The organism is Luteolibacter sp. Y139, from assembly GCF_038066715.1.
In the GTDB taxonomy this organism is placed as follows: domain Bacteria; phylum Verrucomicrobiota; class Verrucomicrobiia; order Verrucomicrobiales; family Akkermansiaceae; genus Haloferula; species Haloferula soli.
Genome location: NZ_JBBUKT010000004.1, coordinates 105,246 through 129,486 on the forward strand (window position 1 = coordinate 105,246; position 24,241 = coordinate 129,486).

At 62.6% G+C, this 24,241-nt stretch carries 20 protein-coding genes; 11 read left to right on the forward strand and 9 right to left on the reverse strand.

Annotated elements, in window-relative coordinates; all coding sequences use genetic code 11:
* Positions 1 to 56 precede the first annotated feature (56 nt).
* Positions 57 to 593, forward strand: coding sequence for a helix-turn-helix transcriptional regulator (locus WKV53_RS11595; protein ID WP_341404754.1), 537 nt, complete (start codon positions 57 to 59; stop codon positions 591 to 593).
* Positions 594 to 600: 7 nt separating this feature from the next.
* On the opposite strand, the gene WKV53_RS11600 is transcribed toward WKV53_RS11595, so the two are convergent.
* The 7 genes from WKV53_RS11600 to WKV53_RS11630 form a co-directional block, all read right to left on the reverse strand.
* Positions 601 to 1,599, reverse strand: coding sequence for a D-2-hydroxyacid dehydrogenase (locus WKV53_RS11600; protein ID WP_341404755.1), 999 nt, complete (start codon positions 1,597 to 1,599; stop codon positions 601 to 603).
* A 44-nt stretch (positions 1,600 to 1,643) separates the two neighbouring features.
* A complete protein-coding gene (locus tag WKV53_RS11605; RefSeq protein WP_341404756.1) occupies positions 1,644 to 3,371 on the reverse strand; it encodes an ABC transporter ATP-binding protein/permease in 1,728 nt (575 codons plus the stop codon).
* A 58-nt stretch (positions 3,372 to 3,429) separates the two neighbouring features.
* Complete coding sequence (locus WKV53_RS11610; protein WP_341404757.1) at positions 3,430 to 5,319, reverse strand: sensor histidine kinase; 1,890 nt, start codon at positions 5,317 to 5,319, stop codon at positions 3,430 to 3,432.
* Entirely contained in the window at positions 5,316 to 6,014 is a 699-nt protein-coding gene (locus WKV53_RS11615) for a response regulator transcription factor (protein ID WP_341404758.1), read from the reverse strand. Before WKV53_RS11615 ends, WKV53_RS11610 begins: the two co-directional genes overlap by 4 nt.
* A gap of 13 nt (positions 6,015 to 6,027) precedes the next feature.
* A complete protein-coding gene (locus tag WKV53_RS11620) occupies positions 6,028 to 6,522 on the reverse strand; it encodes a rhodanese-like domain-containing protein (protein ID WP_341404759.1) in 495 nt (164 codons plus the stop codon).
* 64 nt (positions 6,523 to 6,586) lie between these two features.
* Positions 6,587 to 7,801, reverse strand: a complete 1,215-nt coding sequence (locus WKV53_RS11625; RefSeq protein ID WP_341404760.1) for a M29 family metallopeptidase — start codon at positions 7,799 to 7,801, stop codon at positions 6,587 to 6,589.
* A gap of 150 nt (positions 7,802 to 7,951) precedes the next feature.
* Positions 7,952 to 9,196: a GNAT family N-acetyltransferase gene (locus tag WKV53_RS11630; RefSeq protein ID WP_341404761.1), complete on the reverse strand. Its 1,245-nt coding sequence runs from the start codon at positions 9,194 to 9,196 to the stop codon at positions 7,952 to 7,954.
* 129 nt (positions 9,197 to 9,325) lie between these two features.
* Here WKV53_RS11630 and WKV53_RS11635 point away from each other — a divergent pair, with 129 nt between their 5' ends.
* Genes WKV53_RS11635 through WKV53_RS11655 form a run of 5 tightly spaced genes read left to right on the forward strand, consistent with a single transcriptional unit; the run spans position 9,326 to position 15,012 of the window.
* Entirely contained in the window at positions 9,326 to 9,859 is a 534-nt protein-coding gene (locus tag WKV53_RS11635) for a sigma-70 family RNA polymerase sigma factor (protein ID WP_341404762.1), read from the forward strand.
* Positions 9,856 to 11,196 (forward strand): FecR domain-containing protein, encoded by a 1,341-nt coding sequence (locus WKV53_RS11640; protein ID WP_341404763.1) that lies wholly within the window; start codon positions 9,856 to 9,858, stop codon positions 11,194 to 11,196. Before WKV53_RS11635 ends, WKV53_RS11640 begins: the two co-directional genes overlap by 4 nt.
* Positions 11,197 to 11,243: 47 nt before the next feature.
* The gene (locus WKV53_RS11645; protein ID WP_341404764.1) at positions 11,244 to 13,148 is read left to right on the forward strand and encodes a DUF1588 domain-containing protein; all 1,905 of its coding nucleotides are present in this window, start codon (positions 11,244 to 11,246) and stop codon (positions 13,146 to 13,148) included.
* A 17-nt stretch (positions 13,149 to 13,165) separates the two neighbouring features.
* On the forward strand, positions 13,166 to 14,488 hold the full coding sequence (locus WKV53_RS11650; protein WP_341404765.1) for a DUF1552 domain-containing protein: 1,323 nt from the start codon (positions 13,166 to 13,168) through the stop codon (positions 14,486 to 14,488).
* Positions 14,489 to 14,517: 29 nt separating this feature from the next.
* Positions 14,518 to 15,012: a hypothetical protein gene (locus tag WKV53_RS11655; protein ID WP_341404766.1), complete on the forward strand. Its 495-nt coding sequence runs from the start codon at positions 14,518 to 14,520 to the stop codon at positions 15,010 to 15,012.
* Between the two features lie 20 nt (positions 15,013 to 15,032).
* Here WKV53_RS11655 and WKV53_RS11660 read toward each other — a convergent pair whose 3' ends face one another.
* Entirely contained in the window at positions 15,033 to 15,494 is a 462-nt protein-coding gene (locus WKV53_RS11660) for a bifunctional nuclease family protein (protein ID WP_341404767.1), read from the reverse strand.
* Positions 15,495 to 15,618: 124 nt separating this feature from the next.
* On the opposite strand from WKV53_RS11660, the gene WKV53_RS11665 reads away from it, so the two are divergent.
* The gene (locus WKV53_RS11665) at positions 15,619 to 16,596 is read left to right on the forward strand and encodes a metallophosphoesterase (RefSeq protein WP_341404768.1); all 978 of its coding nucleotides are present in this window, start codon (positions 15,619 to 15,621) and stop codon (positions 16,594 to 16,596) included.
* 91 nt (positions 16,597 to 16,687) lie between these two features.
* Positions 16,688 to 16,957: a type B 50S ribosomal protein L31 gene (locus WKV53_RS11670; RefSeq protein WP_341404769.1), complete on the forward strand. Its 270-nt coding sequence runs from the start codon at positions 16,688 to 16,690 to the stop codon at positions 16,955 to 16,957.
* A gap of 183 nt (positions 16,958 to 17,140) precedes the next feature.
* Here WKV53_RS11670 and WKV53_RS11675 read toward each other — a convergent pair whose 3' ends face one another.
* Positions 17,141 to 18,241 carry a DUF6607 family protein gene (locus WKV53_RS11675; RefSeq protein WP_341404770.1) on the reverse strand — a complete coding sequence of 367 codons (1,101 nt, stop codon included), beginning with the start codon at positions 18,239 to 18,241 and terminating at the stop codon, positions 17,141 to 17,143.
* 136 nt (positions 18,242 to 18,377) lie between these two features.
* Between WKV53_RS11675 and WKV53_RS11680 the strand changes: the two genes are divergently transcribed.
* The 3 genes from WKV53_RS11680 to WKV53_RS11690 all read left to right on the forward strand — a co-directional run bounded on the left by WKV53_RS11680 (position 18,378) and on the right by WKV53_RS11690 (position 24,082).
* Positions 18,378 to 21,281: a BNR-4 repeat-containing protein gene (locus WKV53_RS11680; protein WP_341404771.1), complete on the forward strand. Its 2,904-nt coding sequence runs from the start codon at positions 18,378 to 18,380 to the stop codon at positions 21,279 to 21,281.
* Positions 21,282 to 21,348: 67 nt separating this feature from the next.
* The gene (locus WKV53_RS11685) at positions 21,349 to 21,927 is read left to right on the forward strand and encodes an ECF-type sigma factor (RefSeq protein WP_341404772.1); all 579 of its coding nucleotides are present in this window, start codon (positions 21,349 to 21,351) and stop codon (positions 21,925 to 21,927) included.
* A complete protein-coding gene (locus tag WKV53_RS11690; RefSeq protein WP_341404773.1) occupies positions 21,905 to 24,082 on the forward strand; it encodes a serine/threonine protein kinase in 2,178 nt (725 codons plus the stop codon). The genes WKV53_RS11685 and WKV53_RS11690 overlap by 23 nt, the downstream gene beginning before the upstream one ends.
* Positions 24,083 to 24,241 lie beyond the last annotated feature (159 nt).

Sequence of the window (24,241 nt, forward strand, 5' to 3'; positions counted from 1 at the left end):
GCTTGTTGTTGAGCCTCTGGGTTACAATCCCTGCGTTCCGCCGATTCCGTTTAGCGATGCCTCGCCTCTCGAAAGACCAACACGCCCACCTGACCGCCACCGTCGACCGGTGGCTGAAGAAAAATTTCCGGGAGCCGATCGACCTACCGGGACTGGCGAAGGAAATCGGTATCACCCGTTTTCTCCTCTGCCGTCTCTATAGCGAGCGTTCCGGCACGACGATCCGGCTCAAGCAGCGGGAAATCCGGATTCATCACGCGACCAAGCTGCTCTCCAGCGGGACCAAGAAGGTAGGAGATGTCGCGAAGGCAGTGGGTTACGGCAGCGTGAGCCATTTCACCAAGGCTTTCGTGGAGGAAACGGGACAGCTTCCCAGCGTCTGGAAAAGCCGGCCACGGATCGTCTCCATCCCGGGGACGGCTGGCAGCCTGCCGCCTCCGGGGCTGACATTCGTCCAGGCAACTGTCGGTGAGGTGCCGCCGGAGCTTTCGTATGGGTCCGGGCAATTGGTGCCCGCGCGGGTCGAACCGGTTCAGCCGCGCCGTGCCAAACGCGGCAAGCGCTGGCAGGACGGGAATGCATTCGCCGACTGAACCGCGTTCAGTAACCCTTGGCCGGGTCCACGCGGTTCTTCAGGGTCACGCCGTGGGCGAAGCGGGAGAGATTTGTTAGAATGAGGTCATCCTGCCGGTCGTCCCGCTGGTCGGAGGCCCACGCCAGGTGGGGCGTGATGACGACGTTTTGCATTTTCCACAGCGGATGGTCCTGCGGCAGGGGCTCGGGATCGGTGACGTCGAGGCCGGCTCCGCCGAGCTTCTTTTCCTGGAGGGCCTTCACGAGGGCGTCCGTATCGACGACTTTGCCGCGAGAGACGTTGATGACGTAGGAACCTTTCTTCATCGCGGCGAATTGGGCGGTGCTGAGCATCTTTTCGGTTTGAGGCGTGAGAGGAACGCAGCTCACGACGACGTCGGCTTCGGGGAGGAGTTCGTTCAGCTCATCGGGCTTGCCGGTTTTATCGAGGGTCTGGGAAATCGGCAGGTCCTTGGGATCGATGGCGATGACTTTCATGCCGAAGGCCTTCGCGCGCTCGGCGACCTGAGTGCCGATGCCGCCGTAGCCGATGACCATCAGGGTGCGGCCACGGAGTTCGATCATCGGGAGCCTCGCGTCGTTCTGACCCCACGCGCCTTTTTCCTGGGCGCGATGGAAAGCGGCCATGTTGCGGGTGAGGGACAGCAGCAGGGCGAAGGCGTGATCGGCGATTTCCGGGCCCTGCTGGATCTTGAAATTCGTGAGGGTGACCGAGCCGTCCTTGATCTTCGCGAAGCTGGCATAGCGTTCGACGCCCGCGCCGTGGACGTGGACCCAGCGCAGCTTGGCACCGGCTTCCAGCAGGCCTTCATCCGGTGAGCCGATGTAGCCTTCCGCGGTGGCGATCTTTTCCCTCGCGTCGCGGGAGTTTGAATAGAACTCGAGCTTGAGCGAGGGGTTCTCCTTGGCCACTTGGGCGACCTCTTCCTTCATCGAGTCCGGCAGCAGCACGGATTGGGCGGACGCGGCGCCTAGCAGACAGGCGAAGGCGAGGACGGCTTTCATGATCCGGTCCTATACGCGAATGGCAGCCGCCACGAAACAAGGAATCACGAGGGGGCGTCTTCCAGGTTGGCGGTCTCGATGACCTCCCACGAACCGTCCTTGCCGATCCGCATCAGCCAGTCGTGGTATTTCAGCAAGGTGGAGCGATGGCCGACGCTGACGTAGGTGTAGCGGTGCTCCTTCAAGTATTCGTAGAGGTGTTCCTCATTCGGCTCGTCGAGCGCGCTGGTGGATTCGTCGAGGAAGGCAACCGCAGGTTTCTTCATGAGCAGGCGGGCGAACGAAAGCCGCTGCTGCTCGCCCAGTGAGAGCATGTTCGCCCAATCGGCCTCGCGGTCGAAATCGCCTTCCACGCGGTCGGCGAGATCGGGGAGGTTCACGGTTTCGAGCACCTCTTGTAGGGCGGTGGGATCGGTGTCGCGCCGCGCCTCGGGATAGTCGAGCTGTGTCCGCAAGCTGCCCGGCACCATATAGGGACGCTGGGGGAGGAACATCATGTTGCGATAGGGAGGGCGGCCGATCTTGCCATCGCCCGAATTCCAGAGGCCGGCGATGGTGCGCAGGAGCGAACTCTTGCCCGAGCCGCTTTCGCCCATGATGAGGAGGCTCTTTCCGGGTGGGAGGCGGAAGCTCACGTCGCGCAGCAAGGTCCGCTCGCCGCCGGGCGTAGCCACGGTGAGGTTTTCCAAGGCGACCGTCTTTTCTTCCTCGCTGATTTCGATCTGTTCTTCGGTATCGACTTCCAGGTTGTCTTCCGCGTCGCGTTCATCGAGGAACTCCCACAGTGATCCCAAGCGGGTGACTCCGGCGGCGAAGGCGCTGAGGCGTTCGAACTGGGTGATGAAGAGCGAGACCGCGGCGAGGAAGGCGGCGAAGGCGCCCATGGCCTGGGTGATGGTGCCGAACTCGACCTTTCCCTGGAGGAAGAGGGGTGCGACGATCATCAGCGGCAGGATCATGGCGAGCGAGTTGTAGCCGGTGGAGAAGAAGGCGAGATTCCGGTTCCACTTGATGAGCACCATCATGTTTCCCACCACGCCGCCGAGGCGCTTGCGCAGGTCGCGGAGTTCCTTCCGCTCTCCGCGGAAGAATGCGATCGATTCCGCGTTGTCGCGCACGCGAACCAGTCCGTAGCGCAGGTTCGCCTCGCGCTCGTACTGGAGGTAATTCAATCCGATCAAGCGGCGGCCGATGAGAAAGGCAACCACAGTGCCGATGACGGCATAGCTGATCAGGACGGCGACCAGCGTGCCGGAGATCATCCACAGCTCACGGGCGAAGCCGAGGATCTGGATCACGGAATTAATGACTAACAGCGAGAACGACAGCGAGGTGACGGTGAAGTTCTTGGCGTCTTCCGAGATACGTTGGTCGGGGTTGTCGATCTCCTCGTTTCCCTGAAGGCGATAGTAGGCCCGGTTGGAGAAGTACCGGATCATGAAGGTGCGGGCGAGGAAGTCCCGCCAGTTCAGGGCGAGGCGTTCCTCGACGTATCGATAGAATGCGGCTAACGGAATGCTCGCGGCGAAGGTGCCGATGTAGAACCAGATGGCGCGGTGGAAGGCGTCCGTGTCCTGCTTCTCCAGCGCGGTCATGACGTCGCGCATGACCCGCAGCGAGAAGATCGACACCCAGGTCACCGCGATGGAGAGGGTGATCAGGGTGCCGAGCTGGGCCCATGCGCGTCCCCAGGTTTTGCCGAAGAAATAGGGTCGGATTAGCCGCCAGAGCTGTTTCCAAACGTGGCGGGTGAACTTGGGGGCCTCATCCATGAATAATTCCCACCCAGTCGTCCACGATAGTGAATTTAGCGAGCGAAAATCTTGAGGGTCATTTTACCGCCAGTGGGAGCGTCAGGATGAAGCAGGCGCCGCCTTCCGTGTCCGCCAACTGCAAGTCGCCGCCATTGGCGCGGGCGAGGCGGCGGGAGAGGGAAAGCCCGAGGCCGACGCCGGGGCGGCTTTCGGCGGCTGCGGCTGCGGACTTGTGGAAGGCGCGGAAGACGCGGCGACGCTCGTTCGCGGAAATGCCGGTGCCGTGGTCGCGCACCCGCAGTTCGAGGTAGCGGCCGGTGATGGCGGCTTCGAGATGTACTTCCGGCGGCGAGGAGCCGGCGGCGTACTTGGCGGCGTTGTCGATGAGGTTGAACAGCACGTGCTCGGTCGCGGCGACATCCGCCTTCACGATGGCTTGCCATGCGGGGGCGGAGAGATCGGCCTGGAGCGAGAGCCCGGCGTCTAACAAACGCTCGCCGAAGCGCTGGAGCATTGGCTCTACCAGGCGGCCCACTGCGACCTCACGCGGAGTCGCGCGAGCGCTGCCGCGTTCGATGCGTGAGAAGGCGAGGACGTTTTCCACGAGGTGGGAAAGTCGGCTGGCTTCGCGCTGGAGGGTGCGGAAGTAGTCGCCGCGCTTCTCTTCCTTCACGGCACCGCTGTGCAGCATGTCGGAGTAGAGCTGGAAGGTGGTCAGCGGTGTGCGCAGCTCGTGGGTGACCGCGGAAACGAAGGAGGCGCGGCGCTCACTCAGCCGCAGGATGCCGCCGACCAGCACGGCCGAGGCTGCGAGTGCCATGATCACCGCGGCCCACGCGACGGCCAGAGGGCGTCCGATTCCGACTGTTAGCGGGGGTGGCGATTCATTGCGCTCCAAGCGAAAGGGAAACGAGACCAAGGCGAGCGGGTCTTCCGCAGACGCGGCGGCCATGCTGTCTGCGCCGGCCACCGGGACGAGATTTCCGGCCGGCAAGAGATCCCGCACTTCGTCTAACAATCGAGTGCGCAGAACCGCGGCATCGACCCATGCTCCCTGGACGACACGGATTTGGGAAGGCAGGCCGGGCAAGGTCTGGCGGATCTGGCGCAGCAGGAACAATTCACCGCCGATCCAAACCGCGCGCATCTGGCCGATGTCGACGATTTCGGCGCGGGCGGGAGTAATCGGGATGGTGATCTCATTCAGTGGAACTACTTGCTGTAATTCCTGCGGCGCGGGTTGTGGCGTCTCTTGCTGCTGGATTCTAGCCTGGCCGGACTGTTTGGTATTCTCCAACGCCTGATCGACGACCTTCGCCCGTTGGGCACGCTCCGTTCCGTTGGCATTCTCCAAATAGACCTGCTCCTTGCGGGCTTCGACGCCCCCCTTGCTCTGGAGAATGTTGGTATTGAAGTTTTTCTGGGAAAGCGCCTCTTTGGGAATGGCGTTCCATGAGGCTTCGCCTTCTGCGAGCGCGCAGGTGAGGACTTCACCATTTTCGAGTGGCAGCGGGTGCACCCGCAGCAGGAATTTCAAGCGCTCGAATTTCTCCCGCGCTCCCGGTTCGGCGGGTGGGTGGAGTTCCGGCGAGGACAGGGGGTCGTTGTTAGAACCGCTGAAGTGGAGGTAGATCGCCGGGTCGCGGTTCGCGACGACGGCACCCGATTGATAGTCGCCGGGGGCGGCGCGGTTTTCGGCGAGCAGCACGGAAGCGCCTTCGGAGTCGAGACGCCACAGGGCGAGGCGGGTGCGTTCTTCCAGGTCAGCTTTGGCTTCGGCTTCGGCGCGGGTTTTTCCGGCATCGAGCACGCTGCGGGTCAGGGCGGTCATGGCCCCCAGCACCGTGGCGGCGCAGAGGCCGAGGAGGGCCCAGACGAGCAGGCTGCGGGAACGCTTCATGTCACGGCACTCCTGTGAAATTTTTCCGAGCAGGTCGCAAATCAGCAGGCCTGAGGAACGCTTCATGATACGGGAATCCCGTGGAATCTCCATCCCTTGCCGCGGACGGTCACGAGGATTTGTTGGTCGCGGTCGCGCAGCTTGGTCCGCAGGTGCATGATGTGCATGTCCAGCGTGCGGGTCTCGGTGCGCTCGGGATCGAGGCCCCAGACGTGGCGGAGGATTTCATCGCGCGAGACGACCCGGCCAGCGGCGTCTAACAGGTAGCGCAGGAGGCCGGCCTCGCGTTCGGAGAGCTCGACGCCATCGCCATCGTGGAAGGCGATCTTGCCGGAGGTGAGGTCGACCTTGCCGCCGGGAAGTTCGCGTTCTTCGGAGGGCGCGGGGCGTTCGCAGGTGCGGCGGAGCACGGCTTCGACGCGGGCCAATAGTTCGCGGACGCTGAAGGGCTTCATGACGTAGTCGTCCGCGCCGAGGCCGAGGCCGCGGACGCGGTCGTTTTCCTCGCCGCGGGCGGAGAGGATGATGACGGCTTGGCCGGGGCGCTTTTTCTTCAGCTCGGAGAGGATGGAGAAGCCGTCGCGGCCGGGGAGTACGAGGTCCAGCAGGAGGAGGCGGTAGTTTGCGCGGAGTGCGAGATCGAGACCGCCGTGGCCTTCGCCGGCTTCCAAGGTACGATAGCCGCCGTACTCCAGTGCATCGACCACGCCGCGGCGGATGGCGGCGTCGTCTTCGATCACGAGGATGGTGGTATCGGGCATGTTGCTAACGAATTTATTTAACCGATTTTCCGGCGAAGGGAATCTTTGTCGTCTTGATGTCCAGCAACGGCCCGAGTTCGTGGACGTTTGTGTAACCGTAGCTGTGTAGCGAAATGAAAGTCGGGATGTTCAGAGCGGCGGGGGCTGCCTTACTCACGAAGAAGCGCTCCTCACCCTCGAAGTTGTTATTGCAATAGATCAGCACGCGGGTGTCCTTCGCCGGGATCACTTCCTTCAGCGCGACCTCGCTGAAGTCAGAGAGATTCAGGTGGACGGCTCCCTTGATGTGAAGCTGATCGTATTTCTCACGGCTGCGGGCATCGAGAACAACGGTTCCTGGCTCTGCGGCGAGGCGCAGGAAGTCATCCTCGGAGATCCGGCGGGTTTCTCGTAGCTTCGCGACTTCCAGGGAAATGGCCCTGAAGCGATCAAAGTCGATTTTCGGGTTCGGTGGTTCGGCGGCGAAGGCAAGGCCGGCCGTGAGGACATAAAGAAAGGAGGTTTTCATCTCGAAAACCTCCTATCCCGGAATCGTGCCGCTGTCCGTCAACGGCACGTAAATTCAGGTCAATTCAGCACCCGCCGTTTCCCGCCAGGGCGTCCATCAGGTAGCGGGCGGGGCGGAAGTTCTCGATGAGGACTTCGCGCTGGTTGCCGCGCTTCATGCGGACCTGCTTGATGTTGAAGTTCGGGGTCTTGTGCGGCGCGAAGAGGATGTCGTCGTGGGTCGAGTTCTCGTGCTTCTTGAACATGTCCGGGACGATGTCGCCGCCGAGATGGTCATCGCGGCCGGTGGCGAGGTGGCAGGTGCCGAGCACCTTCTCGTCCTGAATGTCCGCGCCGGAAACCGGCAGCACCTGGGTGCCGAAGCCGAGTTCGCCGAGCGTGCCGGTCATCGGGTCGTCGGCAAGACGGGCATTGTGGGCGTCGATGGTGGCCTGATTGCCGGAGATCAGCTCGGACTTGATGATGTTGCGGTTTTCCACCGTCAGCACACCGAGGGTGCCGTCCTCGTACTTCATCGGGAAGTGACCGCGGGCGTCCTTCGGCACAAAGTAGACTTCGCCGGCTGGCAGGTTCGCGATGTCCGGCTTCTCGCCTTGGCAGAGGCCATGGGACTTCTGCGCTTCCTGGCCGCCGAGGCCGAGCCAGGCGGTGAGGACGCGGCCGTCTTCGAGGGCGAAATCGATCTCGATGTCGTCGGCCTTGGTCAGGGCGAGGCGCAGCTTTTCGGCGTCCTTCGAGACGTCCTCATAGTCGACCGCGAGGCCGGAGCCGAGGATGATGTCATTGAGGCCGTGCAGCGTGGCGCCGCGGAAGCCGAACTCCTTCGCCTTCGCCGTTAGAGGCGCGGTGGCGGAGAAGGTGGAGATGCAGAGGATGAGGTCGTACTTCTGATAGATGTCCGCATCCAGGGAGAGTTGCTTGCCGTTGGTGTCCCAGACCTCGTCCTCGAGATCGAGGTTTGAGCCGTGGGTGGTCTTGTAGGCGAACATTTCGCCGCCGGACATGCCGAGGGACTTCATCGCGCCGTTTTTCAGGCCCTGGTAGAAGGCTTCGTGGGCCTTCTTCTGCACCGGGAAGCCGGGCTGTTGGAGGAAGTTGAAGTCCTTGATGAGGCCGGCGGGTTCGTCGAAGTCGGTCAGGATACAGACGCGACAGCCCTGGGTCGGCTTGAAGACGGTGCCGAGCAGGCGGACGAGGTCGAAGGGCGGGAAATCTCGATTCTCCGGATGGAGGAGGATTTCCTCGGACAGGTAGGCGGGGAGGTTGGCGCAAGGAGGCATAGGGCCAGAAACTAGGATTGGTGCCGGACCGCGCAAGGGGGGATTTCTGGCATGAAAATCAGTGGCGTCTCCGGCACCGGACCGGGGAAAATGCGCGGGGTGGCAGGAAAAGTCCCCACGGAACGAGGGCCAAGCCTTTGACGCTTGGCGTCAACCGGCCTTCGCCGCGCTCTTGAAGGGATTCCGCTCCGGCGCCTCGTCGTGCTCCACGCAGAGCAGCAGCCTCTTGATCAACTTGTTAAGCACCGGTTGCCGGTGGCGAAGCATGACGCCGAAGGGTTCCGGCTTCGCGCCGAGCGCGGCCTTCGGCTCCAGCGCCGTGCGGCCAAAGGAAATCCGCCTGCACCCCAGTGCGATGGCATCGGCGATGCCGGCATGCAGCAGCCGCAGGTAGACCGGCAGCCCGGCCGCGGCCTCGCGGTCGAATCCGATGTGGTAGGCGAACGCGGTTTCCCCGTCTGCGAGGGTGATCAGGAATCCCAGCAGCTCGTCTCCCCGCCAGATCCCACTGCAGCGCAGGCGGTCGCCGGAGGCCTGCTGCAAGGCAGGGAAATACTCCGGTCTCAGCTCGTAGGGCCGGAAGTCCGCATTATTTTGGACCGCACGATAGAGTTCGTGCACGCGGTCTTGGAGGGAATCGATTTCCGGGAGGAGCCCGACCCTGCAGCCCGCCTGTTCGATGGGCTTGAGGACATTGTTGCGGATCCCGGCGCGGTATTTCGACGAAAGGCTGGCGAGGTAGTCGTCATGGGATTTCCACGCGGCATCAAGGGTGAGAACCATGTTGGGCTCCGTTTCGACGTAGCGGTAGCTCAGGTTGGCGAGCGACGAGACTCCCTTGTGGAAAGGCTCGTGGACGTCCTTGATCATGACGAAGTGGGTGGTGCCGCGCAGCTTGTCCGCCGTGCGGACGCGGTAGAGGACCTCGGCCACTCCATGCCAGATGGTTTCCTCCGGGAAATCAGGCACGAAAGCGACGCCGTGCTGGCCGTAGCTCAGCAGGTTCCCGCAGATCAGCACCCGCTGGCTCACCTTGCCCGCCAGCTTTTCCAGCGCCGCACATGAACACGCTTCCGGCGCAGGCTCCTTTGGTTTCCGCACCTGGCCGACGCTGATGTCGACGAGCTGCATGCAAACCGCAGCGACCGGCCGGTGTCCGGCGTCGTAAATGAGGGCGTAACGCGGCTGGATGTTGGCGGGCAGCACGCGTTCGAGGGCCAGCAGGTAGTCGCGCGACATGAAAAACCCCGCGCTCTCCGCCAATGAATTCCATGTGCCCGCATCCAACATCCCGATGCGGTCGGCGATGGCATACTGGAGCTCCGCCGGGCCGCGAAGGCGCTTGCGCTCGGCCAGCATGTCCCGGACCTCGAGCGCCTTGCGGATGAGTTTCATGGAGGTCTTTCTGACAGATGCCTCTGGCGGACTCAACCCCCGGCTTGCAGTGTCCGGAGCGATCCGCCGGATGGAGGAACAAATCGATTTTTCCTGTTAACGTCCTGCCGCCTCGCGCGGCATAGGGGTGTGAACCACGATTCTGAACTCGACGCGCGCGAGCGGCTGACCCGGCACTGGCTGGAGTCGGAGCCGGCGGTGCGGGCGTATGTGTTCGCGGCGGTGCGCGCGTTTCATGACGCGGAGGACGTGGTGCAGCAGGTGGCGCTGACGGTGGCGCGGAGGTTCGAAGAATACGACGAGAAGCGGCCTTTCGTGGGGTGGGCGCTGTGGCTGGCGAAATCGCGGGTGATTGATCATTTCCGGAAGCAGGGCCGGGACCGGCTGGTGTTTTCCGAGACCTTGCTGGATCAAATGGCGGACGCGCTGGTGCAGCGGCAGCCGGAGGGCAGCGCGCGGCAGGCGGCGATGGAGCGGTGCATCGCGAAACTGCCAGAGAAGTCGCGGCAGTTGCTGGAGCTGCGCTATGAAGAAGGTTCCTCCATGGAGCGGGTGGCGGCGGCGGTGGATTCCACGGCGGCGGCGGTGCGGGTGATGTTGTTCCGGATTCGCAACCTGCTGGCGGGGTGCATTCAGACCGAACTCGGGAAGGAGGCGCGATGAACGACGCCGACCGGCAATTGGTGGACCTGTATCTGGATGGAGAGCTGCCGGATGAGGAGGCCGCACGGCTGATGGAACGGATCGATGGTGATCCGGAAGCGGTTGGCTATCTGGCGGACCGTGCGCTGCTGCAGGCGGATCTGCGCCGTTCGCTGAAGCGGCAACATCTTGAGCAGTGGGCGGTGGCGTCAGCGGCGAGTGAGAAGGCCGGGAGTCGCGGGCGGAGGCCGGTGTGGCTGGCCCTTGCGGCGTGCCTGGCGTTGCTGATCGGTGGGACGATGTGGTGGCGGGCGAAGGCGGACGGCGTGGACCTTCAGGTGGTGCATGTGGAAGGGGCCGCGAGGCTGCACGGTCGCGGAGAGGCGGTGTCGGTGGGTGAGACGCTGTCGCTGCGGGAGATCGAGTTGGAGAGTGGCTTTCTGCGGGTGCGTTTGGAGAATGGGGTGCTGCTGGATTTGAACGGGCCGCTGGCGGCGAACTTTGAGAGCGGGATGCGGATGCGGCTCGGGCACGGGCGGATGAGCGCGGATGTGGGGACGAATGGCAAAGGCTTCACGGTGGTGACGGACGCGGGCGAGACGGTGGATCTCGGGACGAGGTTCGGCGTGGAGGCGGATGCGAGCGGTGAGTCGCGCGTGGCGGTTTTTTCCGGAGAGGTGAAGGTGCGCTCTGGTGGAAAGGGAAGTGAGTTCACCACGCTGCGCGAGGGGGAAGCGGTGAAGTTCACGGCATTGGCGGGGCTGCGGCGATGGACGCAGGTGGCGCTGGCGGTGGATGCGGCGGGTTTGGAGCGGACTCCGGCGGATGGCGTGATCGAGTCCGTGCGCGACAACCTTGGTGATGAGGAATTGCACCCGTTTTATGGAATCGTGCGCGGGGGCATGCGGCCGGGCGCGCTGGCATTCACCGACAAGCCGAATCCCCGATGGGCCCCCCGGACCGGAGACGCGCTTCCAGCCGGGCTGTTAGGGGCCGATTTAGTTCGGACCTACCATCAGTTCCGGCTGGAGCGCGAGTATTCCCTTACGCTGACGTTGCGGGAAAGGGCTGCGGTGTTCGTGCTGATCGATGCGCGGCAAGAGCTGCCGCCGTGGTTGAAGCAGCGTTTCAGGAACACCGGCGAGAGCGTCCGGGTGGGGCCGTGGATGCCTGGCCTGACGGGTGAGCCGGGCGTTGAGTTGGGCGAGGATGGATTGCCCTATTTGAATTTCTCGGTGTGGCGCGCGGAAGCGGAGGCGGGGGATATCGTGCTCGGTCGTGCGCTTCGGCGCCGATCGAAGGACATGCCTTTTCCCTTCATGTATGGCGTGGCGGTGAAGGCGCTGCCTTCCAAGTGATCGCGGACTTTTTTCCCTATCCAATGATCCGGCGTTGTCATTTTTCCATGCGTTCCTTGTTTCCGCCCGCCGTGCTGTGGCTGGCAGCAATCGCGGCGCGGGCGGAGCCAGTCGCAAAGGTCGAGGCGTATTTGGAAAGCTACTGTCTCAGTTGCCACGATGCCGAGACGCAGAAGGGCAAGGTGAACCTCGAGGAGTTCCATCGGGAACACGACTTGCGCCAGCTCTTCGATGTCTATGACCAGACGGTGCTGGAGGCGATGCCGCCGCAAAAGAAGAAGCAACCGAGCCCGGAAGAGCGGGCCGCATTCACCGCCCAATTGGAACAGTGGCTCGCAGATGCAGGGCACGACCGGAAGTTGGAGCCGGGCTTTGGCAACTATGTGGATCACGACGCGTTGTTCACGCCGAACCACCTTGAGCCTGTTTCGGCGAAACGCGTGTGGCGGGTGGATGCGAGCGCGATGGCGGAGATTGGAAACCGGCTGGTGGGAAGAGATGTTTATCGTCCCAAGAGGCAGGGTGTGAGCAAGGAGGATCCGTCCTTCACCTATCGTGCCCCGGCGCACGCTTTCCGCGACTACGATGCGACGAGCTACTTCGAGGATACGACCACGGAGCTGGCACTTGCCTATGCGAAGCAGATCGCCGGCTACATGGAACAGTTCCGCTTTTCGCCCCAGCAGAAGCAATTGGATGAAGCGGACAAGTTGCCTAACAAGGCGAAGCGTGAGGAACGGAAGAAGCTGATCGGCCCGGTGGATCGGGTGGGCACGACGTATCGTCTGCTGTTCAATCGCGAGATCACCGATAAGGAGCGAAAGGAACTCGCTGCTCTCGACGAGCGGTCGGCGGTGACCGCCTTGATCCTGAAGTGCGATTCCGTTTTCCGCATGGAGGGCAGGATGGATGACTACGAGCTGGCGCGGACGCTGGGCTTCGCACTGGATGAGAAAGGTGCTGATCCGGCGCTCTATCAAGACGTCGCCAGGCGGCCGCTGGGGGAGGTGCTCGACGAGCGCATGAAGACCGAGGCGTTCCAGTGGCGGCTGGTGCGCTTCTTGCGCGAATATTTCGAATACGACCGGGCGCCGGATGTGTTCAAGGATCCGGAGACGCAAGCGCCGACGCTGGTTCCCCATGGAGTCGAGTATCATCCCGACTGGCATGTGGCGGACGCGGATCAATTCTGTCTCCGCATCCTGCGGGAGGACGAGAACGTGCTCCGGCAACTGCTGACCTCCAACCGCTATTCGATCCGCGGCGGGCTGAACACCGCGCACACGAATCTCGGCCAGCGCAACCGGCAGAATGGCTACTATGCCGGCTTCCACGGGGTTTACGGGCTCAAGCCGGAGGATCTCGCGCCGTGGCGCGCGGACTACGACTTGCCGGACCGCAAGGGAATGCTGATGCACCCCGCGTGGCTCATTGCCTTCTCCGACAAAGAAAAGAACCAGGCGATCCAACGCGGGCGCTGGGTCACGACCAAGCTGCTGGGCGGGCAGATTCCCGACACGCCGGTCGAGGTGGATGCCACGCTGCCGGATGATCCGGCGCTTACCCTCCGGGAGAAGATGGCGAAGGTCACGCATGCCTCGAAATGCTGGGCCTGCCACAGCCACATGGATGATCTGGGGCTGCCCTTCGAGCAGTTCGATTTCTTCGGGAAATTCCGCACGCAGGAGCTTGGCCGTCCAGTGGACACGACAGGCCTTGCGATGGGTAACAAGATCGAGAATCCGTACACCTACGTCGAGGAACTGGCGAGTTCCCGCCGGGTGCAGCAGGTGTTCCTGCGCCATGTCTTCCGCTTCTTCATGGGACGGAACGAGACGCTCAACGATGCGAACACACTCATCGCGATGGACAAGGCCTTTCAGCCGAAAGGTTCGCTGAAGGCCGCACTGAAGGTGCTGTTCCTTTCCGACAACTTCCGCCTCCGCCACTGAATCCCGAGTTCCTTCTCATGAACCGCCGCCATTTCCTTCAAAGCAGCGCTGCCGCCCTCGGGGCCGGCATGTTCAGCCCGCTGAGTTCGCTCCTCGCGGCAACAACGCCGGTGGTGCCCGGACGGACCAAGTATCTCTTCGTGGTCGAAAGCAACGGCTTGCCCGGTCGCCAGATTCACCCGTCCGGTGTGCCCTTCATTCCCCTGGGCAAGCGCGAGACTTTCCGCGAATACAAGATCAAGGGCCTGCCCATGGCGCTGGAGCCGATCGGCGACTACATGGACAAGATGTGCATCGTGCAGGGCATCACCGGCAGGGTGTGCGGTGGCGGGCACTCGAATGATCACGGCACGCTCGGGTCCTACAATGCACGTGACGGGCGACTCATCGCGGGTCCCACCATCGACTACCTGCTCGGAGCGCAGAACCGGGAGCGGATCTTCGAGAACGTGGTGCTTGGGATCAATGGCAACAACAAGGACGTGGTCTTCAATCTTTCCGCCGAAGGTGCCGACCGGCCCATCGCCACGATCTGCAATCCGGTCACGGCCTATAACCGGCTCTTTGGCGCGCTTGGCAATCCCGACGAGATCGCCAGGGACCGGGCGCTGATTGAGTATCTCAAGGGCGACATCGATCGCTCGCAACAAGAGTTGGGAACTTCGAAGCCGGATTGGAAATTGCAGAAATACCGCGAGGCATTCGAAGCGATCGACAAGAGGAACAGCAGGATCGGCGGCTTGAAGCTCGATCACATCCCGAAGCTCACCGACAAGTATCGCTCGGAGGATCACGTGCAGATGTTAGATGCGCATTTCGAGATCGCCTCTGCCGCACTGAGCGGAAACCTGACGGACTCCGCCACGATCGCCGTCGGTGTCGGCTTCGAGCATTTCATCATTAACATGGAGTCGCTCGAGGGTGTGCACACGCCACGTCACGGTCTGGGGCACGCCAACATGAAGGGCCGGGACAGCCTGGTCCCCCAAGAGTCGCACGAGGAGGCGGCTCGGGTCCGGCGCTATCTTTTCAAGCTGATCGCCCGCACGCTCGGCGAGGTGGACAATCTCGTGGTCGTTTACACCTCCGACGCCGCGGAGAAGCATCACAGCAATGGGGAGGAATGGCCGCATGTCATCGTCGGCAATCAGCCCAACCTGCGGCTCGATGGTCGCTATCTCTACTATCCGGAGGATGGCAAAGACGGGCAGCGAACGCTGAACGCGCTGCACAACACGCTGCTCCGTGCCGGCGGCATCGAGATGGATTCCTTCGGCCAACTGGTCAAAACCGTGCCGATGGCGGCGCAGGTCGGAACTCTTCCGGAATTGCTCGCATGAAGATGTTCCCGAGGTTGATCGCTCTCGTCATGACCTTGTCCGCGGCCTTCGCCTTGGATGCTCCCCTCCAGTACGCCGACCTGGCGAAGGAAGGCATCAAAAAGGTGGAGTGGAAGCGGCTCAAGAAGGATGAGGTCGAGGCGTTCTACAAAGCTTACCCGGCTGATCGGGAGATGCTTGATCGCGTTACCTTGGGCGACGAAATTACCGGTCCCTTGGACGAGTGCATTGCCGGGGAGGCGCCGCCGCTCGCCGAGGCGCTGAAAAAGTTTCCGCTGCACTATCCCTTGATGGGGCGGATGAAGAACATCACGGGCACCTTCGAATGGCAGGGAAGGAGCCTGGTTTTCCGGACGACCGGACAGCTCTATGCCATCGACGAGCCCGGCATCGTGCTCCGGCTGAAACAAATGGGCGCCACCGCCAAGTCGGGGCCCAGGCAAGGAACTGTCGAAGCGGTGTGGTTCGTGAACCGGCTCGATGGGCTACGCATCCTTTACCTGCAGAGGGTGGAACTCCGTTGATCAGGGCGCGGGCTTTTTCCTCACGCGCCGCCGCCGAGGTCCATGCCCTTGTCGCGCATGTCCTGGAGGACGCTGGTCATGTCCTCGAGCGTTTCCCAGAGCTCGCGGAGAACGAAGATGGGCGCTCCTGCCCGAACGGCGATGGCGATGCAGTCGCTGGGGCGGGCGTCGAGTTCGACGATCTTGCGCTCCATGATTTCGTTTTCGGCCTCGAGGATGAGGCGGGCGTAGTAGATTTCCTTCTCGATGGCGACGATGACGGCGCGGCGGACCTTGGCGCCGAAGGCTTCCAGCGTGAGCAGGTAGAGATCGTGGGTGAGCGGTCGCGGCGGGGTCTCGCCGGCGAGGGCGGCATTGATCGAGGCGCCGATGGCGAGATCGATGTAGAAGACGATGGATTTCTTGCCGTCCCCGAGGAAGACGGCGCAGCCGGCGGGGGTGGGGAGCAGGGCGATGGGTTCGACGCGGACCAAATCAGGCACGTGGCCTTTCTCGCCGGATCGCCGGGGCAATCCAAGATGAAAGCGCGGGATACCTGTAAACCTGCCCTGTAGGAAAGACGTAGAAAGGTCCTGCTTCCTGACGATTTTGCCCATGAGTTTGCCAATGAACCGCCGCCGAGCCCTGAAGACGCTGTTTTGCTCCAGCGCCCTGATGAACTTGAACCTGAGCGCATTCGGGCAGGCTGAGCCGGTTGCCGGCACGCTGGATTTGCTGGCGCTGGGGGACTTCGGGACGGGGGATGAGCGGCAGAGGGCGGTCGCGCGCGGGATGGCGCGCTATGCTGCCAGCCTCGGGAAAAAGCCGGATGGTCTGATCTTCCTCGGCGACAATTTCTACAGCGCGATGCCCGGTGGCCTGACCTCGCCGCGCTGGCAGACCGGATTCTCGCAAGTCTATCCCGGTGAGGACTTTCCCGGTCCCTGCTGGCCAATCCTGGGCAACCACGATTATCACGACAACCGGGGCGGCGAGCTGGTTCAGATCGGGTATGCCAAGTCATTGAACCGCAAGACCCGCTGGACCTTCCCGGCGAAGTTCTACCGCGTGGACCTGCCGCAGGTGACGATGCTGATGATCGACACCAACTGGGAGACGATCAATCGCCGGGTCCACAACAACGACGGGGTGAATTGCTGGATGCAGGCGGACGAGCAGTCGGCCCAACTGTTGTGGCTGGAGCGGGAGCTTTCCTCAAAGCGGGCACCCTTCACGATCGTCTGCGGGCACCACCCGCTCTACTCGGATGCCAACCATGGCGACACCCCGGAGCTGGTGGAAATCCTGGGGCCGATGCTCGAAAAACATGGGGTGCATGCCTATTTCTGCGGCCACGACCACGATCTGCAGCACATGGAGCTGGATGGACTGCGGACGTCCTTCGTGCTGTCCGGGGGTGGCGGGGCGCGGCTCTATGATGACGAAAAGCATCCCCGGAAAGGATCGAAAGTCTTTGATGTCTTTGGTTTTACCCACATTTCGATCTCGGGGGGCGATATGACCATCCGCCACATCGATCCGAACGGGAAAATCGTCCACGCGTTCGCCAAAAATACCCGCTACGAGTGGCAGAATCTCGGCTGACGGACCCCGGCTGGCCGCTTGACATGGGCGGTTTGCCGTGCATCCTCCGCCCTCCCGCCGCGTCGGAAACGTGTTCGGGACCTCTTACGCCATGAAAAAGGATCTTCATCCCAAGTACAACCCGGTCGTCTTCGTTGACATGACCACCGGTGCCCGTTTCGTCAGCCGCTCGACCAAGTCTTCCGACAAGAAGGAAGTCATCGACGGTGTGGAACACGCCATCATCTCGATCGGTATCACCTCGGACTCGCACCCGTTCTTCACGGGCAAGTCGACCTTCGTCGACACCGAAGGCCGTATCGACAAGTTCCAGAAGCGCTTCGGTGCGGTTCGCCGCGTCGCCAAGCCGAAGGTTGGCTAAGCCGCTTCTCGCGCCAAGTTTCCCAAGCGCCCGTCCGCATCTGCGGCCGGGCGTTTTTTTTGTGCGGGGCAGGGACGCCTTTCCAAGGCGTCCGGCGGATGGCGGTCCGCGAATTTAGCTAGGATCATCTTAGCTCGAAACCTGCCGCCCCCAGCCTGACTGCTCGGAGAGCAGTCCCTGCCACTATGGATTCAAGAAGTTCGCGATGGTCTGCTTGGCGTGCTGGAGGTCGTCGCCGGCGTCTTCGCCTTTTTCGAGTTTGTCGGCGTGGTCGAAGTGGATCTCGAAGAGCTGCTTGTCGTCGTAAGTGTTCTTCATCGAGAAGGTGTCCTTTTCCTTGAGCACGGTGGCCCAGGTGTCGCGGACGTCTTTCCAGTAGTCGCCGGTCTTGGCCCAGTAGGCGTTGAAGGGGGTGGCGAGGTCGGGTGAGGTGATTTCCTCGTAGCGGTCGACGCCGAGTTCCTTGCCGCGGCAGGTGCGAGTGCCGTCCTTGTCGACTTGCATCTTGCGGTTGCTTTGGACGTGGACCCAGCCGGTGGGGGTGATGCTGATCTCGTGGGTGCCTTCGAGGACATTGTAGTCCTTGCGGATGGTGAACTCGCGGCGCGGAAGGGGGCGGGGGCAGTCATCGCTGCGCCAGGTGGAGAGGCCGCCGTCGTGGGTCCAAGTGCCCGCGACTTCATAGCGCGGCGAGTCATCGACCTGGAAGACGGCTTGGGACCAGCGGCCTTGTGGATTCGGAGTGGGAAGCTTTTTCCAAGTGAGGTCGCCTTGATAGACCTGCAGTTCCGGATCCTGCCAGGTCCAGTCCTGGCGCCAGTGCTTCATGACGTGCGGGCCGTCGGTCTCGCCCTTGTCGTTCTTGAAATACATCACCAGCGAGTGCTGGAGACTGATGAATTCGCCGCGGTCTTCGAGCAGGGTGACGTTCTCGGTGCCCCATGAGAAGTAGGGGCGGGTGGGCTTGAAGTTTTCGGCGAGGCCGAGGGTTTCGGTGAAGTCGAAGCTGACGCGATAGTTGCCAGCCATGGCGAGGATGGCGCGGCGGTCTTTCTCGAATTTCGAGAGGCCGGGCTCCTGGAGTTTTTTCCATGCTTCCTTGGAGCCTTCGAGGAGGGTTGCGTCCGAGCCCTTGGTGGTGCCGCCGCGGGTGGACATGTCCTTCCAGTCCATGAAGCCCCAGGCGAAGACGTGGCCGGCGGGTTCGGGCTTGGCTTCCTGGGCGGGCAGGGTCTGCAAGCCGGCGCAGGCGGCGAGCCAGAGGATGTAGGAGGGGCGCTTCATGAGAATGGCGGAGATCCTAGGCGGCTTCGCGATTTCCTCAACGGGAGATCTTAGCGGCGGTGTGCTGTCCTTAGTGGAAATCCGAAGGGAGGAGGCTGTCGGGTTTCAGCGGGCGATCCCGTTAATCTCTGAACCCATGCCTTTCGCCCGCGCCCTGCTACCTATTGTTTCCTTTTTCGCCTGCCTGTCGGCGGCTCAGGCTGGTTTGACGTATGTGGATGCGACTTCCGGTTCGGGTGGAAATACGACCTTGGCGAATGGCAGCACCTTCACGCCGCCCCTCAATGGGACCACCGGGGCGGACAACAACTGGGAACAGCGCACGGTCTTTGGCTCGGGTGGGAACGTCTACGAGTCCGGCGGCGAGGTCGCCGAGAATGCTCCCGAGCTGCGGATGAAGCTCACCGGCCTGACGCCGGGAGGGACCTACCGGGTGCGGGTTCACTTCTGGGACGCGAGTCCGGCTTGGAGGATTCGTGCGGGGTTCAGTTCCGCGGCGGGATCTAACACCTTGTATGCGAACCAAGCGGAGGCCGCGGGGATCGGGGCTATCGGGGCGGTCGCAGCGAGCACGCTGAGCTATGCGGTGGCGCCGACGGTTTTTGCGGAGGCAGACCGGACGATGTTCTCGGCGGATTTGGGCACGACGCTCGCGAATGGGAGTGGCGAAATCGCGGTGTTCCTTGATGACCTCGCGCCGGTGCTCGGGCCGAATGACCGGACGTGGTTCGACGGTCTCTCGTATGAGGTGGCGACGCCGGTGAATGCGGTCCGTTATGTGGATGCCACGACGGCGAACACGACGCACTGGGACGGGGCGACCTTCGCGCCGGCGGCCGAGGGTGTGACGGGTGCTGACAACAACTGGGAGCAGCGGACGCTGGGCAATGGCGGCTCGGCCTTCGAGGCGAACTTCGAAGCGCCAGAGAATGCGCCGTTGTTAGTGACGACGCTTACCGGGCTGACTCCTTCGAGTTCGTATGTGCTCTACTGCTACTTCTGGACCGATGGCGGGAACTGGCGACTGAAGGCATCCGCGAAGGTTGCCGACATCCAGACCAATGGGACGGCGGGAAATCTAACGGACGACTTCCTGCCGAGCACGCCGCGAACTCATTTCGCCGCGGACAACAACGCCGGTGGAACCGCAACGGCCGGGGTCTTGGCGGCGGGCACGACCTTTACGACCACGCCGCTGCTGACGGAAGGAAATCGCACCTTGATGCAGGCGAACCTTGGTGTGGCGACGAGTGACTCGACTGGGACGCTCAAGGTCTACATCGATGACTTTGCTGATGGCAGTGCGGTGCCGCGCACGTGGTATGATGGTGTGGGTTACAAGCCTGCGCAGACCTTGGATCCGGCATTGGACGAGGATGGCGATGGGCTGACGAATGCGCAGGAGGTTTCCTATGGCACCGATCCGTATCTGGCCGATACGGACGGGGACTCCTATGGCGACAAGGTGGAGGTGGATGCGGGTTCCAATCCGCTGAATGCCTCCTCCATTCCGCCGTTGCCTGGCAACGGACTCCAGATCGCTCCGGATGGCGCTTGGACGTGGTTCAATGACGAGCGAGCGATCTTTCATCAGGGTTCGCTTTTCAGCGGGTATGTGAAGGCGAATGGGCAGTATGGCATCACGCGCTACGATCCGGTGGCGCATGAGGTCTTCCACATGATCATCAGCACCGCGGCTTCACAGCAGCAGGACGATCACAACAACTGCTCCATCACCGAGCTGCCGGATGGGAAGCTGCTGGTGATGTATTCGAAGCACCTCGGCGGCTCGCAGTTCTACAAGCGCACGTCGCTGGTGGCTCTGCCTTCCACAAATGCGGATTGGGGGCCGGAAATCACGGTGGCGATGCCGGACAATCACACCTACTCGAACGCCTACCTGCTGACCGGTGAGAACAACGCGATCTACAATTTCTCGCGCTGCATCAATTTCAATCCGACCGTCACCAAGTCGCTGGATCAGGGCGTCACTTGGGAGACGCCGCAGCAATTGATCGAGGTCGGGAACAACAACGTGCGGCCTTACCCGCGCTACTGCTCGAACCACACCGACCGGATCGACCTGATCTACACGGACGGCCATCCGCGTGACGTGGATAATTCGGTCTACCACATGTACTACAAGGGCGGGTCGCTCTACAAAACCGACGGGACGCTGATCGATTCGCTCGCCAACCTGCCGCTCGACCATGAAGGAGGGCAGCGCGGGTCGGTGATCTATCAATTCTCCAATGCCGCGTGGGGTGTAGGTCAGGGGCCGGACAATTGGATCCCCGGTGCACGCGGGTGGACTTGGGACGTTCACTACGGCAAGGACGGGAATCCGGTGTGCGTGTTCCAGGTGCAGACCGGCACCGACGCGACTTGGTCGACCTCGCGGATCTACTATTACTTCGCGCGGTGGAACGGGACGGCGTGGGAAAGGAAGTTCATCGCGCAAGGAGGTCGGGGCATCTATGCGGCGGAGTCGGATTATGGTGGAGGGATGACGATTGATCCTTCGCATCCAAACGTGATCTACATTTCCTCGAACGCGGCGAATCCCTTCAGCCTTGGCGATGTGAGCAACGTGCCGCTTCGCGCGAACGCGCGTTTCGAGCTCTACCGCGGTGTCACCAACGATGGTGGCCAGAGCTTCACGTGGGAGCAGCTCACCACCAATTCGGAGAGCGACAACCTGAGGCCGATTGTACCGGAGAGTCATGGCTATGACCGTGCCTTGCTGTGGTTCAATGGAACCTACAATTCCTACACCAGCTTCAGCACGCGGGTGCTGGCGGTGCTGGAGAACGATCTCGCGGTGAAGTCGATGGCCTTCGGCGGGAACACCGGCACGCTGACTTGGAAATCCTCGCCGGGGCACAGTTACCGGATCACAGGGTCGGCGGACCTCACGGGATTCCCTTACCAGGTGGGCACTGGGATCGAGGCGCAGGGTGGAACGACGAGCCACACGTTTGCCTTCCCGCCGCCGCTCCAGAACCAGCCGAAGGCGTTCTTCCGTGTCGAGACCGAGTGATGAGCACGGCCAATCTTCCCATCTCGACAAGTTTCACCCGGGATTTTACGCTGTGAAAAACCCAATTTTGAGCGAACTCACGCGCATCCTCGAGACGGCTGGCGGGAACGCACTGCCGATGTCGGCGGAGCTGTTGCCGCTGGTCTATGACGAGCTTCGCAATGTGGCGCGCGAACGGATGTCAAACCTGGCACCCGGGCAGACGCTGCAGCCGACCGCGCTGGTGCATGAGGCGTGGCTGAAGCTTTCCAGCGAGGAGGGCCGGGTTTGGAACGATCGCGCGCATTTCTTCCGCGCCGCGGCCCAGGCGATGCGCCAGATCCTGGTGGACCGGGCGCGGGCCAAGGCGACCCGCAAGCGGGCGGTGAATCCGGAGGTTTTCGAGCAACAGTTCGACCTCGCGGACGCGACGCTCGATGAGCGAGTGCTGCTGGTCGACGAGATGATGACTCGTCTGGAAGCCGAAGAGCCGGACAGCGTGCGGCTGATCACGCTGAAGTTTTTCGGTGGGCTGACGAATCAGGAGATCGCGGCGATGGACGGGGTGACCGAGCGCACCGTGGAGCGCCACTGGGCCTATGCGAAGGCGTTGCTCTATCAGATGATCCGTGAGGAGACCGGCGATGAAGCAGCCTCCGTCGATTAACCGGCTGCTCTTCGTGGCGGCGTCGAACTTCTCCACGGCGGAGGAAAGGCGCGCGTTCCTGGAGTTTGCGTGCCGTGACGACGAAGCGCGGCTGAAGCGGTTGGAGGTTTTGTTAGAGGCACGGGGTGAGGCGGAGGAGTTCTTCGAGTTCCAGCCGGCGGTGGAGCCGGTGCAGGAAACGCCGGGTGAAGGGGAAGGTGGATTGGGGGCTCGGATCGGGCCTTACCGGCTGATTGACCGGATCGGGGCGGGCGGTTGTGGCGTGGTTTATCTCGCCGAGCAGCTGGAGCCGGTGAAGCGCAAGGTGGCGCTGAAGATCATCCGGCTCGGGATGGATACGGAGAGTGTGATCGCGCGCTTCGCGATGGAGCGCGAGGCCCTGGCGCTGATGGATCATCCGAATATCGCGCGCGTGCTGGATGCGGGGACGACTTCGTCGGGGCGGCCATTTTTCGTGATGGAACTGGTCGATGGTGAGCGGATCACCGACTACTGCGACCGCAAACGGCTCGGCTTGCGCGAGCGGCTGGAGCTTTTCACGCGCGTGTGCGAGGCGATCCAGCATGCGCACCAGAAGGGCGTCATTCACCGCGACATCAAGCCTTCGAACGTGCTGGTGCGGGATCATGATGACCGGCCGGAACCGAAGGTCATCGACTTCGGCATCGCGAAGGCCACCGCGGGTGGGTACGAGGGCGATGTGACCTACACGAAGGTCGGGCAGCTTGTCGGGACGCCGGCCTACATGAGTCCGGAGCAGGCGGAAGGCGGGGTGGACATTGATACGCGGAGCGACATCTACAGTTTGGGTGCGATGCTGTGCGAGCTGTTGACCGGTCGCGCGCCGTTCAGTCCGGAGCAGTTCAAGGACCGTGGCCCGGATGAGATCCGCAGCATCCTGCGCGGCGAGGAGACTGGCATGCCATCGATCCGGCTGCGAAGCGTCTCGAAGGATGAGATTGGCAAGGTCGCCGAGCACCGCGCGGCGGATCCGCTGCGTTTGCCGGGTCAGCTTGCCGGCGACCTGGACTGGATCGTGATGAAGGCGATCGAGAAGGATCGCCGCCGCCGCTATGAGACCGCCAATGGTCTGGCGATGGACGTGCAGCGCTATCTCAATGAGGAGCCGGTGCTGGCACGTCCGCCGAGCCAGGGCTACCTGCTGATGAAGCTGGTGCGGCGGAATCGCATCGCCTTCGCTGCAGGCAGTGTGGCGATGTTCGGGTTGCTCGCGGGCTTTGGAGTTTCGACGTGGTTGTTTCTTCGCGAGAAGGAGGCTCGAGCGAATGCCGAGGAGGCTCGTGCCAATGAAGAGACCCTCCGCAAGAACGCCGAGGCGGCGGACCGGGTGAACCAGGCAGCGGTGTTGATGCGCTACGACGAAGGACAAATCGCCAAGGTCGACCAGTTGCTGGAAGGAGTGAAGCCGGATCAGGTTCCCAAGTTGGGGGAGGTCGCCGAGATGCTGAGGAAGGTCGCCGAGTGGAACCTGCTGCAGGGGCGTTGGAAGGCAGCTTCGGCGCGCTTCAGTGCGCTGGCGCCGGTCATCACCAGTGTCGACCTGACGGATACCGACCAAATGTCGCGGATCCTGATGCCTGCCGCTACCGCCATCAAGGAGTGGGGGCAGCCGGAGGAATACGACCGCTTCCGCGAATTGGTGATCCGCCGTTTTGAAAGCTCGAAGAATCCGGGAGTGGTTGCGCAGGTCATGAAGTCATGTCTGCTGCAGCCGGCGGACGAGAAGACGCTGAAGGCGCTCGCGCCGATGTCTGCCGTTCTGGAGAACAAGATGAAGGATGAGGAGAAGAGCAGCCTCTATGTGGCAGCGTGGCGGAAGTTCTCGCTGGCGGTGCTGGCTTATCGTCAGGGACACTTCGACACGGCGGGCTACTGGGCTCGCCTGAGTTTGGCATCGACCGCCACCAGCCCGCCGTTGATGGCGTCGAATCAGACTTTGTTGGCGATGATCGATTTGCGCCAGGGTCGGGCTGAGAAGGTGCCGGAGACACTGAAGAGCGTCCGCAAGCAGCTTGCCGATTGGGAATCGGCACCCTTTGGTCTCGGGTCCGGCACGAATTTGTGGTTCGACTGGGGGAACGTGCGGATTTTCCTGCGGGAGGCTGAGGGGATGCTCGCCGGGCAGGCGCACTGAGGGGCGGCTCCCCCGTACGTTGGAGAGTCTGAAAAAAGTGCGGTCCCCGTGTCGGGGGATTTTTGGGGATCTCGTTTGTTTGACGAATCCTTCGCTCCGGGTTGCCCGCCCGGTCGCCGTTTCCAGCCCTCGGAGAAACGGTGGTGACTCGCGAAAACC